The organism is Sphaerochaeta sp., assembly GCA_022482495.1.
Lineage (GTDB): Bacteria > Spirochaetota > Spirochaetia > Sphaerochaetales > Sphaerochaetaceae > RUG023.
Map to the genome: position 1 here is coordinate 37956 of JAKVPA010000004.1, position 15365 is coordinate 53320.

The window sequence follows — 15365 nt, forward strand, 5'->3', positions numbered from 1 at the left end:
TGGTCAATGCTTCTGGTTATACTGTATACAGGCTTTCGGCAGGATGCAATAAAAAAAAGCCTCCATTGCTGGAGGCCCTTCACAAGAACAGGAAATTGGTTTATTTGGTCGGGTTCTTCACCGGGTATTTGGTCAGCATTGCCGCCAATTCCTTGACGTACCGCCCTTTCGGGTAGGCGCGAAGGTAGGTGTAGATGCTGTTCTTGTAGTACGAGTTGATGGCGGCGATACGCTCATCAGCCTGGGCGACCAACGCGCTGGTGTCCACGGCGGAACCATACATTCCCTGCACGGAAGCCAGGAGCCCTTTGTAGTACTGCAACGTATCCACACTGTAGGTGCTGTCGATCAACGTCTGTGCCGTCTTGGTGGCGTATGCGAACAGGTTCGCCTTCACCGTGGCATCTCCACTGGAGATGATCTTGGTGGCGACTTCCTGGGCTTTTGCCAAGGCCTGCTGGGTCAGTTTCCCATCGGGATCATTGGCCGGAACTTCAAGAGCGGCGATGATCTGGTTGATCTCATCCACAGAAGTCTGCTCGGAGACGGAAGCGATCCGTTCGGCCAACGTGGGGGCTTTTGCCGGAGCTTTCGCTTCCGGCATGGTGCCGCTGACGGTGATCACCGTTTTGGACGAGGTTTCCGCTTTGGGCGTGGCGGCAGGTTGTTTTGTCTCAACAACCGCTACGGGCGCCGTGGATTTGTCCGGAGTGGCTTGTGGTTTTGTTTCTGGTTGCGCAGTGGTTGCCTGAGGTGTCGGAATCTGGCTGACCTGCTCCGGTTTGGTAGCGCATGAAGCGAACAATGTGATGGCGCACAGCGCGATCATCAATGGTACACGAATCTTTTTCATGAATAATATCTCCCTCTAATGGACGATGCACTCCTATGGTACCAAGAGAAGGACGGATGGGCAAGTGAGAGGATGCGGATTGTCTCCATTGCAATCTCACCATGGTTCTGGTACGCTTTTTCCAGAGGCTGGGGTTGCAGTCTTGGAACCAAAGAAGGAGGAGCCGTCGGTCGGCGACGGCGTACAAAGCCATGAAGAACAGAAACGCGTTTGTGGTGCTCTGCGTAATTGCCTTGATTCTGGCCGGATGCACGACGACGAAGGTCAAACGGCTCAGTGAAAACACCAAGATGGATCTTTCCGGCAGATGGAATGACACGGACATCCAGTTGATCAGCAATTCAATGATCCAGGATTGTCTGAAAGGGAGCTGGATCAAGGCGAAGACGAAGAGCGGCGGCAAGCCGGTGGTGATCATCGGGGTGGTGGAGAACCGTTCCAGCGAACATATTGACACGACGATCATCAGCAAAAAGCTGGAGGCGGCGTTGGTGAACAGTGGAAAGGTTTTGACGGTCAACGATTTCGAAAACCGTGACCTGCTAGTCTCTGAACGGGAATACCAGGAGGAAAACGCCACCAAGAAGACGGCCAAGGTTTCCGGCAAGGAGACCGGTGCCGACTACATGCTCCTCGGATCGGTGAAAACCAACCTGGACCAGGAAGGGAAGAAATCGGTCAGAACCTACTATGTCAGCCTGGAACTGGTCAACATTGAAACGGGCGTCAAGGTGTGGATGAACGAGGATTCGATCAAGAAATACATCGAGCGGGATGCCTATCGGTTCTGATGAGCATACCACGGACCCTGCTCATCGCGCTCTGTGCGCTTCTTCTTTTCGGGTGCGCCTCAACCGTCTCGTTGGGGAGTGTGGAGCATCCGCTTTCCGAAGGCCGGTATGATGAGGCCGTCACGGCATTGGAGGCGAACAGCAAACAGCTGGAAAGCGCCCAGGGTCCGATCGTGCTGGCGTTGGACCAGGGAATGGTCTTCCATTATGCCCGGCAGTTTGACCTCTCCAACCGCAGTCTGGACAACGCGGAGGGTTTGATCACCGATGCCTTCACCAAAAGCATCACCGAAGGTGTCGCCACCTATCTGGTCAATGACAACGCCAGGACCTATCCGGGAGAGGATTTCGAGGATATCTACAGTAATGTATTCAAATCGTTGAACTATCAGATGCTGGGAAAGACGGAAGACGCCATGGTGGAAATCCGTCGGGCGACGGAAAAACAACAGGTGCTCCGGGACAAGTATGAGAAGCTGTCCGCCAAGACGGCACAGGCGGCAAAAAACAACCAGGTGGATGGCCTGTCCGGAGATCTGGTCAGCATTGAGTTCAGTCACAGCGCGTTGGCCGATTACCTGGGGATGCTGTACTCCCGCAGGCTCGGCGCCACCGCCGACCTTTCCTATTTCCACGGACAAGTCACGTCGGCATTCTCCAGTCAGCCGCATCTATATCCTTTTTCCGTCCCCTCCCGATTGGACGAGGAACTGTCTGTTCCTTCCGGCAAGGCCCGGGTCAACGTCATTGCATTCTCCGGTCTGGAACCATACAAACAGGAAGTGTCCCAATACCTGCCGGTTTCCCGGTCCGGGTGGATGAAGATCGCCCTGCCGGAAATGGAAGGTCGGCAGAGCATGATCTCCCGGGTGGACGTCTCCATCGGGGATGAGCGGTTTACGCTGGATCTTCTGGAAGACCTGTCAGCCGTGGCGAAGCAGACGTTCGCCCTTCGTCTCCAGGACATCACCAACCGGACGTTGATCCGCGCAACGATGAAGGCGGTCGGTACGTCGGTCATTGATGTCGTAGGGCATGGGATCGCGCAATCGGCATCGGAGAACGATCGCCAGGGGTGGGGGCTTCTCGCCGATCTTGCCACGTTGTTCTCCTCGGTGTTTTCCGTCGCCAGCGAACAGGCCGATCTCCGGATGTCCCATTTCTTTCCCGCCATGGCGCGGGTCGGCGGCATCAACGTCGAACCCGGGGTGTATGACGTGACGGTGGAGTTCAAGGATGCCTCCGGCTTCGTGGTCGGCCGGGTGATTTACAAGGACTGCCATGTCAAGGAAGGAGGGCTCAACCTGGTGGAGGCCGTCTGCCTTCGGTAGGTGGTTTCACTTGATTCTCCTCCTCTGATGCTATACGGTGAACAAGGGGGGGGAAAAAAGAGAAATGCATCAGATTGTGATCCGAAAAGCGAAAGGTGAGGATGCTCCGGCAATGCTGGAATTCCTTACCGTGATCGGTTCGGAGACGGATAATCTGACCTTTGGAAAGGAAGGTCCGAGAACCACCTTGGAACAAGAACGTACCTGGTTGTTCCGCAGCAACAGCTTGCGGGGTTGCTTTTTCCTTGCCATGGAAGACCAAACGATCATGGGAACCATCCAGCTTACTGCGGGAACCAGAGATCGGACCCGTCATGTTGCGGAGATGGCGATCGCCGTACGGAAGGAATGCTGGGGTCATGGGGTGGCGACGGCCCTGTTCCAGCGAGCCATGGAATGGGCGGATCGACGGGGCGTGACCAAGGTGAATCTCCTGGTGCGGGCTGACAACGAACGGGCAAAAGGATTCTATGCAAAGTGCGGCTTCGTCAAGGAAGGAGTCAACCAGCGGATGTTCCGGATGAATGGTGCATACATAGACGGGGAGTACTGGGGATTGCTCCGCAATTGAAAAGGGACAGCTTCCGCTGTCCCCTGTGGTTGGAGGCTATCAGAATCGAACTGACGACCTTCTGCATGCCATGCAGACGCTCTAGCCAACTGAGCTAAGCCCCCATGCAACAGTAGGTACTCTATCAGATAACGCCAAAAACTTTCAAGAGGTTTGTACCGCGGAAATTGGGGAAGCTTCAATTGAGTCTTGCTGGGGTCTCTGCTATGATGGATGCATCGTTACGGCAGGGAGGTTGCTATGGAGTTGGTGAAGAAACTGAAGGATGTGCTTTCTTCAGTGTTGCCAATTGTCGTGGTTGTCGTGATCTGCCATCTGTTCGTCACCCCGCTTCCTCCGGGATACTTCGGAAACTTTCTGCTGGGATCGTTGTATGTGATCCTCGGCCTGACGTTGTTTTTGCTCGGTGTGGACATCAGCATCGTGCCGGTCGGACAGGTGATCGGCTCCAAAGTGATGGAAAAACGCAGCGCGTTGCTTCTGGTTGTGGTGGGGTTTGTCGTCGGGTTCGTCATCACCTATGCGGAACCGAACGCGCTGGTCCTCGCTTCCCAGGTTTCGCTGGTAAACCAAGCGATCCAGGCCAGAAAACTGCTTTTGATGCTCTCCTTGGGTGTCGGCGTGTACATCGCGTTGGCCTTCGCCCGCCTGGTGCTCCATATCCCCTTGAAATACGTCCTTTTGGTCAGTTATGTGGTGGTCTTCGTCCTGGCGTTCCTCAATCCGGAGACGATGGTCTCCATTGGGTTTGACAGCGGAGGGTCCGCCACCGGGCCGATGGCCGTCCCGTTCATCATGGCGCTGGGCATCGGCGCCGCGCGGGTGCAGTCGGGGAGCACGGAGATGGATAATTTCGGATTCGTCGGCATGCAGTCCATCGGCGCCATCATTGCGGTGTTGGTCATGGGATTGCTGGTTCCCCAAGGCTCATCCGCCACGGTGGTTCCTTCGTATCCCTCAGGACACTTCCTTTCCATGGCAGGCGCCCAGTTCCAGTCCGTCGCCTCCTCAATGCTTCCGTTGGTGGCGGTGGTGCTGTTCTTCCAGTTCACCCTGCTTCGCATGCCTCGCATCCAGATGACCCGGGTGTTCGTCGGTATGGTGTACTGCTTTGTCGGCATGTCGGTGTTTTTGTTGGGGGCGAACAGCGGCTTCATGCCGGTCGCCTTCGTGTTGGGGAAAGCGATGGGTTCCCTCTCCCCGGCGGCGTTGATCGTCCTGGGATTGGTGCTTGGCGCGCTGGTGGTGCTGGCCGAGCCTTCCGTCTACGTCCTGGTCACCCAGGTGGAGGAGATCAGCAACAACCACATCACCAAACGGATGATGCTGACGTTCCTCGCCGCGGGCGTTTCCCTGTCGGTGGGGCTTGGACTGGTGAAGATGGTCTTTGGCTTCTCCATCCTGTGGGTTCTTGTCCCGGTGTATCTCATCTCGTTCATTCTGTTGTTCACCGGACCAGGATTGTTCGGTGCCATTGCGTTTGACAGCGGCGGAGTGGCCGCAGGCCCCATGGCCGCCACGTTCATCCTGCCGTTCTTCATCGGATCTTCCATGGTGTTCAAGGGAGATTCGTTCGGCATCATCGGCTGTGTATCCATGGCGCCGCTCATCACCATTCAGATGCTTGGCGTCCTGTACCAGCGGAAACTGAAAAAGCAAGGAGGAGGCAAGATATGAGCGATGTGGTGATCTTCACCATCGTCCAGAAAGGAAAGGCGGAGAAAGTGTTCGCCGCCGCCAGGAACGCCGGTTCCACCGGCGGAACGATCTTCTATGCCCATGGCACCGCCCCTTCCCGTCTTCTGTCCATGCTGGGGTTGGGTGACAGCCACAAGGAGATGATCGTCATCCTGACGGAGGAAGAAAAGGAGAACGCCATCATCACGGCGATGTGTGGTGTGGAGAAGTGTCAGGGAGCCGTTTGGGTGGCTCCCTGCGGAAAAGCGGTTTCAGCAGCGGCTCGTGCAGAACGAGCAAGGAGAAGACACAATGGATACAGCATGGGAAATGATCAATGTGATCTGCAACCAAGGGTACTCGGAGGAAGTGATGGCTGCGGCACGTGGTGCCGGGGCTGGTGGCGGTACGGTGGTCAACGGACGGGGTACCGGGAACCCCTGCGGATGTCAAGTTCTTCGGCATCCAGCTGGTCCCGGAGAAAGAGATGTTGATGATTCTGGTGGAGAAGGAAAAAGAAGAGGAAGTATTCAATGCAATTGTCGCCCTTCCTTGTCTTCAGGAACCGGGTAGTGGCATCGTCTACACCATGCCGGTGACACGGTTCCAACTGCTGGGAGGAAAGAGTTCCTTATAAAAGTGTTATTATACTAACACTATGTTATAAATTAAGGAAATTTGTTCAAGAAGTCTTGCAACTTTGTCCCTTTTGTTGTATGGTGGCTTTCGCAAGTTTCAAGGGCATGGCCTTGAAGCGAAGGAAATGGAAAGAAAATGGAAAAGAAAATCAAAGTCGCCGTCATCGGGGCTACGGGTGCCGTCGGGCAAGTCTTCATGTGGATGCTCTCGGACCATCCTTGGTTCGAATTGGCCTATCTCACTGCGAGTTCCGCACGTGTCGGGCTGAAGTACGGGGCTACGACCCATTGGATCATTCCCGTTGAGATGCCGTTGAATGTCCGGAACATGGAAATCAAGGAATTCAACTTCGAGGCCATGAAGAAGGCCGGGGTGCAGATTGTCTTCTCCGCCCTTCCTGCTGAAGTGGCCCGGGAAGCGGAGCCTCAGCTTCGCGCCAATGGCTTCTACGTTTTCTCCAATGCCGCCGCGATGCGGTACGACGATGATGTGCCCATCTTGGTCCCGGAAGCCAACCTGGAGCAGCTTTCGTTGATCGAGAAACAGGGATATCCGAATGGTGGGTTCGTCGTCACCAACGCCAACTGCGTGACGACAGGGCTTACGATGACCTTGGCGCCGCTGCGCAAGTTCGGCATCAAGGACATCACCGTCAACACCTACCAGAGTGTCAGTGGAGCAGGGTATCCCGGACTGTCGTCGTTCGATATCACGGACAACTGTATCCCGTTCATCAAAGGGGAAGAGGACAAGATCGAGAAGGAAGCGAAGAAGATTCTGTCCATCAACCCGGAGATCTACACCTACACGGTTCGTGTCCCGGTGATGGTCGGACATCTGGAAGCCGTCTGGCTTGATTTTGAGAAGAACGTCGAAGTGGAGGATGTGATCAACGCATGGGCTGGTTTCCAGCGGATTCCTGGCCTTCCGTCCAGCCCGGAGCAACCGGTCACCTATGGTTCCGAGCCCACATTCCCCCAGCCGAAGTATGCGTTCTGGGGTTCTCCGAAGGGGATGGTCGTCTATACCGGACGGGTACGCAAGAAGAACAATCGGATCGGCTACATCCTGCTGGTCAACAACATCGTCAAAGGCGCTGCGGGCGGTTCCGTCCTGAACGCTGAGGCGTTTGTCACGAAATACGGCTTGCGCTGATCACTTGGCGTTGCCGAACGAAGAGAGGCTGAGTATCTTCAATGCGGAAGGTTCCGCAATGAAGAAAAAACTGCCTCTCTTTTTTTTGTGCCTCTGCATGATGACCAGTGTATTCGCTTCGTTTCATGCTTCGTCTTCCCAAACCGTTGTGGTTTCTGGAAAGGATGCCAACGGCAGGACGGTGGTGACCAGTCCTGCGATCCCCTCGAAAGAGCGACACGCTTTCCATTCCCGGATGGCTGTCCGGCACCTGGCAAAATGACCAGGGGACGTTCACCTTCGCCGATGGAACGATCCGCTACCACGGGGATTTTTCCGCGGTGGGGCTGGACCGGTTCTTCACCGGTTCGGAGTTTGACCTCGCCTCATTGGTCTCCCAAGGAGACGCGGCCATCAAGGTAAAGAAGTTCTGGCATCGCCTGCAAGTGACGATCTACACCACCCAAGGTGACATCTCGTTCCTGTTCGTCAAGAATGGAGACGCCATCCAGGTGAGCAACCGGTTGTGGCAGTACCGGAAGGAAACGCAGGATGACGGCGGGTACGCCATGTACCGCAGCGCGGAGAAAGGCACCGTCGGCACGTTCCAAAAACCGTGATCACGCTTGGGTGATCACCGTCATGCAATCCTTGACCATCACATGGAGCTTGCGGTCCTGCTGGGAGATATACCAGGACCCCTGACGAGGGCAGTGCTCACAGGATAGCAGCAACGAGTCGTGACGGAAACAGCTTCTGCTGATGAACAGCGGGATGTTGAACGACGGGTTGACCACCGATGGAGTGAACGGCCATTCCGCTTGGTGGAACGACTGGGTCTCCAGCCAGAGGTACCCTCCGGTCAGGTTTTCCGGGAGCAACGAAGAGAGCAGTGACGCCGCGGCGGCGTTGGACAGGTACATGTAGATGTCTGCGAACACCATGCAGGAAGGATGCGCCTGTGCCCATCGGATCTGGGAGACGTTGTTCAGCCCGAAACGCACCGATGAAAGTGCGCCATCATCCTGGAGCTTTTTCACCACGGTTTCCAGATCCTGCCACAGCGCCTCCTCGGTGAACGTCACCGGAGGAAGCGGGCAGTAGAACCTGCCCATCACCTTGTACATCCTCTCCTCCGGCTTTTCCAGATCGGCAAGCTCATGGATGTCCAGCCAGGGAATCGCCCTGCTGGTGGACAGCAGGTTCCGCTCCGGCAGGATTTCCGCCTGATGCGGTTTTGGCGCCGGCCGGTCGTACGGAGCATCCAGCCAGGAAGTGAGGAGCTGGTCCATCGTGGCGTACCAGTCCCGCCGCACCGCCTTGATCTTCGACAAGGGGAGGAAAATCCCGTCATCGGGAAGACCGGTCCGGTTGGAGACGGAAAAACGGCCCAACGAGAAGAAACTCTGGTCGCTTTCCTGGAAGATTTCGTGGAGCGTCTCTTCCAATGATCGTGGTTTTTGCGCCCTTTCCATCACCAGCGGATAAATTTTTCTCACCCGTTTTCCACGGTAATCCAACCGGGTTTCGATGGTGATCTTTCCTTCTTCCAGCGTAATCTCTGTATCCAGGTTGACTTTCTCCGGTTTGAGATCCTTGCCCATGATGGGGAGCGTCTGGTCATGGCGGGAAATGACGAATAGTTCCTGTCCGACGACCGGGGGTGTGGCGCCCTCAGGAATGGCGATGGCTACCGTCATGCCGTTCTGGGCTTCCGGAGCGAAATGGTTGTAGGCGTCGAACATCTGCCCCAGTCCATACTGCACCACCCCGATGGGTTCTTCTTCCGAGGCGACGAAGTATTGGATGCCATCCCGCAGGGCCAGTGGTTCCTGGAGCGTCAGCACCGGCATGCCATTCCGTATCTCCCGCACCGTGCCGATCTTCAGGCCGCGGTGGCGGGGAAAACTGGTTGAACCGAGAGTGGGTGCCTTCCGTTCGGTGAAGTCCTGGCCGTCCCGACCGTAGTCGGCAAGCCATCCTCCCGTCTGCCTGCGGGCGAAGACAGTCTGCAACTCTTTGCGGAGTTCCTCGGTGTGTGCGGCCTCCTCCCCATCCAGCAGGGCCCGGTAGTACCGCGCCGCCGCCAAAGTGTAGGCGGGGCCTTTCATCCGCCCTTCCACCTTCAGGGAGTCAATGCCCATCTCCACCAGTTCCTTCACCGCCTTGGTGCCGTCCAGATCGCTCATGGAGAGCCACCAGCCGCTCCGGTTGATGGGTTGCGGCGTCAGTTCGGCCGGTTTCAGCTCATCTTTGGAGATTTGGAACCACGAACGGCAGATCTGTGCGCAGGCGCCGCCGTTTGCCGAGCGTCCGCAGAATTTCTCACTTGCCATGCAGAGGCCGGAGAAGCCATAGCACATCGCCCCATGGATGAACACTTCCAGCTTGATGGACGGGCACTCGTTCCGGATGGTCCGTATCTCCTCCAAAGTGAGTTCCCGGGAGAGCACTACCTGCTCGAATCCCAATTGTTCCATCATCTTGACGCCCTGGACGGTATGGACGGCCATTTGGGTGGATGCGTGGAGTTTCAGGGTGGGGAATTGGTCGTGGATGATGGACGCCACGCCCAGATCCTGGACGATGACGCCATCGCAGCCAAGGAACGCCGCCCTGCGGATCAAGGGCAACACCTGGTCCAGGTCGTCGTCACCGACCAGTGTGTTGATGGCGACAATGAATCTTTTTCTTATGGTCTCGCGCGTACTGAGGTGAGTTTGGCGAACTCCTCAAACGAGAAGTTCTTCGCCTCTTTGCGCGCGGAGAAGCGGGAGAATCCCAGATAGACGGCGTCTGCGCCGCCTTCGAACGCAGCGAGCCCCGCCTGAAGCCCGCCTGCGGGAAGCAATAATTCAGTCATGGCCCTACAGTAGTGGAAACGCAGGGGAAAAGCAACGTATCAACGACGCTTGCCAAGCTCGTCGACGATCCGCTGGTGCTCCTTCTCGTCCAGCGGATAGCGGATGATCGGGAGAATGCCGATCAGCGAGCAGGCGAAGGGGATCAGGGAGATCAAAGCGTGGATTCCCTGTTTGACCGGTTCGGTCTGGATGGTGTTGGGGACGAAGTGGAGCGAGGCCAGCGACCAGGCGATCACCACGCTGGTGATGGCTTGGGTGAGCTTGGCCAGGAATGTCTGGGTGGAGAAGATGATCCCTTCGTTGCGCTTTCCGGTGGTGTACTCACCCCACTCGATGGTGTCTGCGATCATGGCGGTCTGCACCACCTGAGGGCTTGCCATGCCAAGAGACGCGACGCAGTTCCAGAAGAGCAGGGCGGGGATGTTCCGCCATCCGGTCAGGTAGAAGCCCAGCGAACCGAGGGCGTAGACCAGATAGAAGCCGATGCAGGTGCGTTTCTTGCCAAACTTCCGGGTGAGGAACGGCACCAGCGAGATGCCGATCAGGATGAACGGGATGTTGATGCCGGCGAACAGCGTGTACAGGGAGCCGTCCATCAGATTGTAGGTGGTGTAGTAGATCAGCATGGACAGCTTCGCCGTCTGTCCGATGCCGGTGAACAGTCCGGAGAGGATTACCAAGAGCAGCGGTTTGTTGCCGAAGATCGTGGTGAAAATGTCGCGGAACGTCGGCCGGCTTTCCGTATGGGGGCGCGTCACCCGTTCCTTCACGCCGAAGAAGGTGACCAAAAAGCAACCGACGGTCAGCAGGCTGTACAGCAGGGCGACGATCTGGTAGCCCCGGGCCGTCTGCTGTTTTCCGAAGGCGTCCAGGAGCGGCTTGGTGATCACCGTTGCCAACGCCACGGCGATGGTGGCCGAAAGACGGGGTGCGGAGACGATCCGCGCCCGGTCAGCGCCGTTTTCCGTAATGGTGGATGCCATCGCCCAGAACGGCACGTCGCTTGCCGTATAGATCATGCCGAAGCAGATGTAGGTGAACGCCGCCCACGCGATCTTTCCTGCAGGCGGGTAGGATGGGGTGGAGAAGGTCATAACGGCGAACGGGACGAACAGGATCGGCGTGAAGGCGAGATACGGCCGGAACTTTCCCCAGCGGGTACGGGTCCTGTCTGCCAGCATTCCCATCATCGGGTCGTTGATGGCGTCCCACAGGCGAGCCACAAGGAGGATCACTCCCGCCGCTGCGGCGCCGATGCCGAACACGTCGGTATAGAAGAACAACAGGAACGACGACATGAAGTTGTAGATCATGTTCTGTCCGAAATTCCCGATGCCGTAGGCGAAGACCTCTTTTTTCCCAAGACGCGACGGATTATCCATATGACGATTGTAGCATGAATTGTATAATCCGGATCGATTTGATACCATGGATACAGGAGGGTTCAAGATGGAAGCCAACGGAACCGGCGGGAATCCGATCCTCCACGTGGAGAAGGATACCGTCATTTACAAGCAAGGGCAGGAGTGCTCCACCATGTTCCTTCTTCGCCAGGGAACCGTGGGGCTGTATCTGAACTATGGTACGCCGGAGCAGTTCCAGCTGTGTGAGCTGTCCCAACCGGATTCAAGCCTCGGAGAGATGGGGTTGCTGGACGGGGAACCACGCAACGCCACCGCGGTGGCGCTGACCGATGCCGTGCTGGTGGAGATTTCCGAAGACAAGTTCGGAGCGTTCATCGCGCAGAATCCCATGGAGGCCCGGCAGATCATCGTCGATCTTGCCATCCGGTTCAAGAATGTCACCCAGGAGCTGAAGAATGAGCAGGAAGTGATCCGGGAATGCCTGTCCACCCTTCAGGAGCAGGACGAAAAGAAAAAGAACAGTTTTATGGGAAAGCTGAAAAAATACACCGAGTACTTTTTTAACATCCCAAAGGACGTTCCACCGGACTTGTACGCCGGCTATTACAACCGTTTTCATGGCACGATGTTATAATACTTGAATGTCTCATCAAAAAACGCTACCTTGAACAATGGTTGACGGGGTATCAGCAACCGTTTTGTAATGGTTGATACTTATATATTTCAACGAGGAGATGCCTATGAAAATCAATGAACTCAAGCATGCTCGGCTGAAGAAGTGGGTGGAGGATTTCGCCACCCTGACTCAGCCGGACGACGTCGTTGTCTGTGATGGCAGCGCGAAGCAGTATGATGAACTGGCCGACCTTATGGTCGCCGATGGACTTGCGACCAGACTCAGTGAAACCAAGAAGCCCCATAGCCTTTTGTTCCGCTCTGATCCTTCTGATGTCGCCCGTGTCGAGAAACGGACGTTTATCGCTTCAAAGAAGCAGGAAGATGCTGGTCCGACCAACAACTGGATTGACCCCGTCGAACTGAAGAAAGAAATGACCGATCTGTATCGTGGAAGCATGAAGGGCCGGACGATGTACGTCATCCCGTTCTCCATGGGACCGCTGGGCAGCCCGATCTCCAAGATTGGTGTTGAGCTCACCGACAGCGTGTACGTCGTGCTGAACATGATGATCATGACCCGTGTCGGCACCAAGGTGCTGGACGAGCTTGGCAAAGATGGCTATTTCGTGCCGTGCTACCATTCCGTCGGCAAGCCGCTGGCCAAGGGTGAGAAGGACAATGGCGTTTGGCCCTGCGCTCCGATCGAGCACAAGTTCATCTCCCAGTTCCCCGAAACCCGTGAGATTTGGAGCTATGGTTCCGGCTACGGCGGGAACGCTCTGCTTGGCAAGAAGTGCCTTGCGCTGCGCATCGCCACCGTTCTGGCCCGTGATGAAGGCTGGCTGGCCGAGCACATGCTGATCCTGAAAGTCACCAGTCCGGAAGGCAAGAGCCGCTATGTGACCGGCGCCTTCCCCTCCGCCTGTGGAAAGACCAACCTGGCCATGTTGAAGTCGACACTGCCCGGCTGGGAGATCCACACCGTTGGTGATGACATCGCGTGGATGAAGTTTGGCAAGGATGGATACCTCCATGCCATCAACCCGGAGGCTGGATTCTTCGGAGTCGCTCCTGGAACGTCCATGCAGTCCAACCCGAACGCCCTTATCGCCGCCAGCAAGAACACCATCTTCACCAACGTTGGTCTGACCAAGGATGGGGATGTATGGTGGGAAGGCATCGGCTACGATGCTCCGGGCGAGTTGATCGACTGGAACGGCAATCCGTGGAAGCAGAACAAAGAGGACAAGACGCAGAAGCCCTGCGCTCATCCGAATTCCCGCTTCACCGCGCCTGCCAAACAGTGCCCGTGCATCGCGCCTGAGTGGGAAGCGCCGGAAGGCGTTCCTGTAAGCGCCATCCTGTTCGGTGGTCGCCGGCCCAGCACCATTCCTTTGGTACACATGAGCCGTGATTGGAACCATGGTGTATTCCTTGGCTCCATCGTGGGAAGCGAAGTCACCGCCGCCGCGCTCGACCTGAAGGCCGGCACGATTCGCCGTGACCCGTTCGCCATGCTGCCGTTCTGCGGCTACAACATGGGTGACTACTTCCAGCACTGGATCAACATCGGCAAGAACGCCCCTGATCCGGAGAAACTGCCGAAGATCTTCTACGTCAACTGGTTCCGCAAGGATGCCGAGGGTCACTTCATGTGGCCGGGCTACGGCGAGAACAGCCGTGTGTTGAAGTGGGTCTTCGAGAGCTGCGAAGGAACCGCGCATTCGGTGGATACCCCGATCGGCATCATGCCGGATCCGAAGTACTTCGATCGCCCGGATTCCGTCACTCCGGAGACGATGGAGAAACTGCTCTCCGTCGATGTCGATGGCTGGCTGAAGGAAGTCGCTGACATCCGCACCAACCATTATCCGAAGTTCGGCAGCCATCTTCCGAAAGAGCTCGCTGTCTTCCTTGACACCCTTGAGAAGAACCTCAACGAGGCCAAGGCCGGCAAGTGGGACTACAAGAAGATTGGGGGAAGCTGCGGCTGTGGTTGCGGTTGCTGATTCCTGATTTCGTGTATTTCGCCCGTCCTCTTCGGAGGACGGGTTTTTTTTCTGTTGCAACTTGTTTTGCATTTCTGACAGTTTTTCTGTTTTCCTCCTTTCCCCGTCTTCCCATGCACGCGCGTTCCACCATAAAATTGAGAGACTTCCAAGAAAGTCACATCCTCAATTTTCCAAGGAGTAATCCATGGTAACGAAAGCGTTGTATGGCCCCTCTGACAAGCCACCTTTGCGCAGATGGATCCCACTGAGCATCCAGCATGTGTTCGCCATGTTCGGAGCGACGATTTTGGTGCCGATCCTCACCGGATTGGATGTGAACACCGCGTTGTTCACCGCAGGTACCGGCACGTTGATCTATATCCTGCTCACCCAGGCGAAAGTCCCGGTATTCCTGGGATCTTCCTTCGCGTTCATCCCGGCATTGGTGACCATTTCCGGTACGTACGGATTGCCCTACGCGATGGGCGGCGCGTTCTTCTCCGGCGTCACCTATCTGATCGTCGCGGGGATCATCAAGAAGACCGGGCTGGACTGGATCCACAAGGCGTTCCCGCCGGTGGTGATCGGTTCGGTCATCGTGGTCATCGGCATGTCCCTGGCACCGACGGCGATGAACATGGCGATGTATCCCAATTCCGACGCGTCCCAGGGCTATTCCCTGGTGTTGTTCTCCATCGCCATCGTCACGCTGGCCGTCACGGTGATCATGAACATCTACGGCAAAGGATTCTTCGCCATCATTCCGATTTTGTTCGGACTTGCCGCCGGATACCTGTTCACCCTGATCATGGGCGCGTTCGTTCCCGCCTACAAGTTGATCAACTTCCAGGGCGTGAAGGATGCCGCATGGTTTGGCTTGCCCCATTTTTCCTTCCCCAAGTTCAACCTGGTGGGTATCCTGACGTTCGTCATCGTCAGCTTCGCCACCATCTGTGAGCACTTGGGCGACACGATGACCGTCTCCAAAGTGGTCGGCATCAACTTCTATGAGGATCCCGGTCTGCACCGCACACTCAGTGGTGACGGTCTTGCCACGTTGTGGGCGTCCCTGTGGGGTGGACCTCCCAACACGACGTACGGCGAGAACATCGGCGTGCTTGCCCTCACCGGCGTGTACAGCGTCTGGGTGACCGGTGGCGCAGCGGTCTTCGCCGTGTTGCTCTCGTTCTTCCCCAAGTTCGGCGCGTTGATCCACACCATCCCCAATCCCGTTCTCGGTGGCATCTCCATGCTGCTGTTCGGCATCATCGCCTCCAGCGGCCTGAGGACCTTGGTGGAAAGCGGCGTCAACTACCAGGACAAACGGAACCTGACCATCTCCAGTGTGATCCTCACCATCGGTATCGGTGGTGGTCTGCTTTCCTTCCCGATGGGAAACATGCAGTTCTCGTTGGGCGCGGTTGCGCTCTCCACGCTGGTCGGCATTCTGCTCAACCTGGTGCTTCCTGAAACAAAGTAACCGAATCATTTTTCATACGATGGGCACCGGTACGCCGGTGCTCTTTTTTTGC

Annotated in this window: 15 protein-coding genes and 1 tRNA gene; 11 read left to right on the plus strand and 5 right to left on the minus strand. The window is 56.5% G+C overall.

Annotation, left to right across the window (positions count from 1 at the left end):
* Positions 1–100 precede the first annotated feature (100 nt).
* Complete coding sequence (locus tag LKE28_05590; protein MCH3907716.1) at positions 101–853, minus strand: hypothetical protein; 753 nt, start codon at positions 851–853, stop codon at positions 101–103.
* Between the two features lie 191 nt (positions 854–1044).
* On the opposite strand from LKE28_05590, the gene LKE28_05595 reads away from it, so the two are divergent.
* The 3 genes from LKE28_05595 (at position 1045) to LKE28_05605 (ending at position 3546) form a co-directional block, all read left to right on the plus strand.
* On the plus strand, positions 1045–1644 hold the full coding sequence (locus LKE28_05595; GenBank protein ID MCH3907717.1) for a penicillin-binding protein activator LpoB: 600 nt from the start codon (positions 1045–1047) through the stop codon (positions 1642–1644).
* Positions 1644–2975, plus strand: a complete 1332-nt coding sequence (locus LKE28_05600) for a hypothetical protein (GenBank protein MCH3907718.1) — start codon at positions 1644–1646, stop codon at positions 2973–2975. The genes LKE28_05595 and LKE28_05600 overlap by 1 nt, the downstream gene beginning before the upstream one ends.
* Before the next feature lie 64 nt (positions 2976–3039).
* Complete coding sequence (locus tag LKE28_05605; GenBank protein ID MCH3907719.1) at positions 3040–3546, plus strand: GNAT family N-acetyltransferase; 507 nt, start codon at positions 3040–3042, stop codon at positions 3544–3546.
* A 30-nt stretch (positions 3547–3576) separates the two neighbouring features.
* On the opposite strand, the gene LKE28_05610 is transcribed toward LKE28_05605, so the two are convergent.
* Positions 3577–3650 (minus strand) — tRNA-Ala (locus tag LKE28_05610).
* 136 nt (positions 3651–3786) lie between these two features.
* On the opposite strand from LKE28_05610, the gene LKE28_05615 reads away from it, so the two are divergent.
* From LKE28_05615 to LKE28_05635, 5 genes are all read left to right on the plus strand, one after another.
* A complete protein-coding gene (locus LKE28_05615) occupies positions 3787–5223 on the plus strand; it encodes a DUF1538 domain-containing protein (protein ID MCH3907720.1) in 1437 nt (478 codons plus the stop codon).
* Positions 5220–5717: a hypothetical protein gene (locus tag LKE28_05620; protein MCH3907721.1), complete on the plus strand. Its 498-nt coding sequence runs from the start codon at positions 5220–5222 to the stop codon at positions 5715–5717. The genes LKE28_05615 and LKE28_05620 overlap by 4 nt, the downstream gene beginning before the upstream one ends.
* On the plus strand, positions 5711–5860 hold the full coding sequence (locus LKE28_05625) for a hypothetical protein (GenBank protein MCH3907722.1): 150 nt from the start codon (positions 5711–5713) through the stop codon (positions 5858–5860). Before LKE28_05620 ends, LKE28_05625 begins: the two co-directional genes overlap by 7 nt.
* Before the next feature lie 137 nt (positions 5861–5997).
* Positions 5998–7017 (plus strand): aspartate-semialdehyde dehydrogenase, encoded by a 1020-nt coding sequence (gene asd / locus LKE28_05630; GenBank protein MCH3907723.1) that lies wholly within the window; start codon positions 5998–6000, stop codon positions 7015–7017.
* 320 nt (positions 7018–7337) lie between these two features.
* Positions 7338–7616: a hypothetical protein gene (locus tag LKE28_05635; GenBank protein ID MCH3907724.1), complete on the plus strand. Its 279-nt coding sequence runs from the start codon at positions 7338–7340 to the stop codon at positions 7614–7616.
* On the opposite strand, the gene LKE28_05640 is transcribed toward LKE28_05635, so the two are convergent.
* The 3 genes from LKE28_05640 to LKE28_05650 all read right to left on the minus strand — a co-directional run bounded on the left by LKE28_05640 (position 7617) and on the right by LKE28_05650 (position 11242).
* Entirely contained in the window at positions 7617–9623 is a 2007-nt protein-coding gene (locus LKE28_05640) for a U32 family peptidase (GenBank protein ID MCH3907725.1), read from the minus strand. It lies immediately after the preceding gene.
* Positions 9624–9688: 65 nt separating this feature from the next.
* On the minus strand, positions 9689–9859 hold the full coding sequence (locus LKE28_05645; protein ID MCH3907726.1) for a hypothetical protein: 171 nt from the start codon (positions 9857–9859) through the stop codon (positions 9689–9691).
* A gap of 39 nt (positions 9860–9898) precedes the next feature.
* Positions 9899–11242 (minus strand): MFS transporter, encoded by a 1344-nt coding sequence (locus LKE28_05650; protein ID MCH3907727.1) that lies wholly within the window; start codon positions 11240–11242, stop codon positions 9899–9901.
* Positions 11243–11309: 67 nt separating this feature from the next.
* Here LKE28_05650 and LKE28_05655 point away from each other — a divergent pair, with 67 nt between their 5' ends.
* From LKE28_05655 to LKE28_05665, 3 genes are all read left to right on the plus strand, one after another.
* A complete protein-coding gene (locus LKE28_05655) occupies positions 11310–11858 on the plus strand; it encodes a cyclic nucleotide-binding domain-containing protein (GenBank protein ID MCH3907728.1) in 549 nt (182 codons plus the stop codon).
* A 106-nt stretch (positions 11859–11964) separates the two neighbouring features.
* Positions 11965–13851, plus strand: a complete 1887-nt coding sequence (locus LKE28_05660) for a phosphoenolpyruvate carboxykinase (GTP) (GenBank protein ID MCH3907729.1) — start codon at positions 11965–11967, stop codon at positions 13849–13851.
* Positions 13852–14038: 187 nt separating this feature from the next.
* Positions 14039–15313 carry an NCS2 family nucleobase:cation symporter gene (locus LKE28_05665; protein MCH3907730.1) on the plus strand — a complete coding sequence of 425 codons (1275 nt, stop codon included), beginning with the start codon at positions 14039–14041 and terminating at the stop codon, positions 15311–15313.
* The last annotated feature ends 52 nt before the right edge of the window (positions 15314–15365 follow it).

Excerpts from the sequence above, each read along its gene's own strand:
- LKE28_05595 (MCH3907717.1), top strand. The coding sequence starts at position 1,045 with ATGAAGAACAGAAACGCGTTTGTGGTGCTCTGCGTAATTGCCTTGATT.
- LKE28_05615 (MCH3907720.1), top strand. The coding sequence starts at position 3,787 with ATGGAGTTGGTGAAGAAACTGAAGGATGTGCTTTCTTCAGTGTTGCCA.
- asd (MCH3907723.1), top strand. The coding sequence starts at position 5,998 with ATGGAAAAGAAAATCAAAGTCGCCGTCATCGGGGCTACGGGTGCCGTC.
- LKE28_05665 (MCH3907730.1), top strand. The coding sequence starts at position 14,039 with ATGGTAACGAAAGCGTTGTATGGCCCCTCTGACAAGCCACCTTTGCGC.
- LKE28_05590 (MCH3907716.1), bottom strand. The coding sequence starts at position 853 with ATGAAAAAGATTCGTGTACCATTGATGATCGCGCTGTGCGCCATCACA.
- LKE28_05660 (MCH3907729.1), top strand. The coding sequence starts at position 11,965 with ATGAAAATCAATGAACTCAAGCATGCTCGGCTGAAGAAGTGGGTGGAG.
- LKE28_05600 (MCH3907718.1), top strand. The coding sequence starts at position 1,644 with ATGAGCATACCACGGACCCTGCTCATCGCGCTCTGTGCGCTTCTTCTT.
- LKE28_05645 (MCH3907726.1), bottom strand. The coding sequence starts at position 9,859 with ATGACTGAATTATTGCTTCCCGCAGGCGGGCTTCAGGCGGGGCTCGCT.
- LKE28_05620 (MCH3907721.1), top strand. The coding sequence starts at position 5,220 with ATGAGCGATGTGGTGATCTTCACCATCGTCCAGAAAGGAAAGGCGGAG.
- LKE28_05655 (MCH3907728.1), top strand. The coding sequence starts at position 11,310 with ATGGAAGCCAACGGAACCGGCGGGAATCCGATCCTCCACGTGGAGAAG.
- LKE28_05605 (MCH3907719.1), top strand. The coding sequence starts at position 3,040 with ATGCATCAGATTGTGATCCGAAAAGCGAAAGGTGAGGATGCTCCGGCA.
- LKE28_05625 (MCH3907722.1), top strand. The coding sequence starts at position 5,711 with ATGTTGATGATTCTGGTGGAGAAGGAAAAAGAAGAGGAAGTATTCAAT.
- LKE28_05650 (MCH3907727.1), bottom strand. The coding sequence starts at position 11,242 with ATGGATAATCCGTCGCGTCTTGGGAAAAAAGAGGTCTTCGCCTACGGC.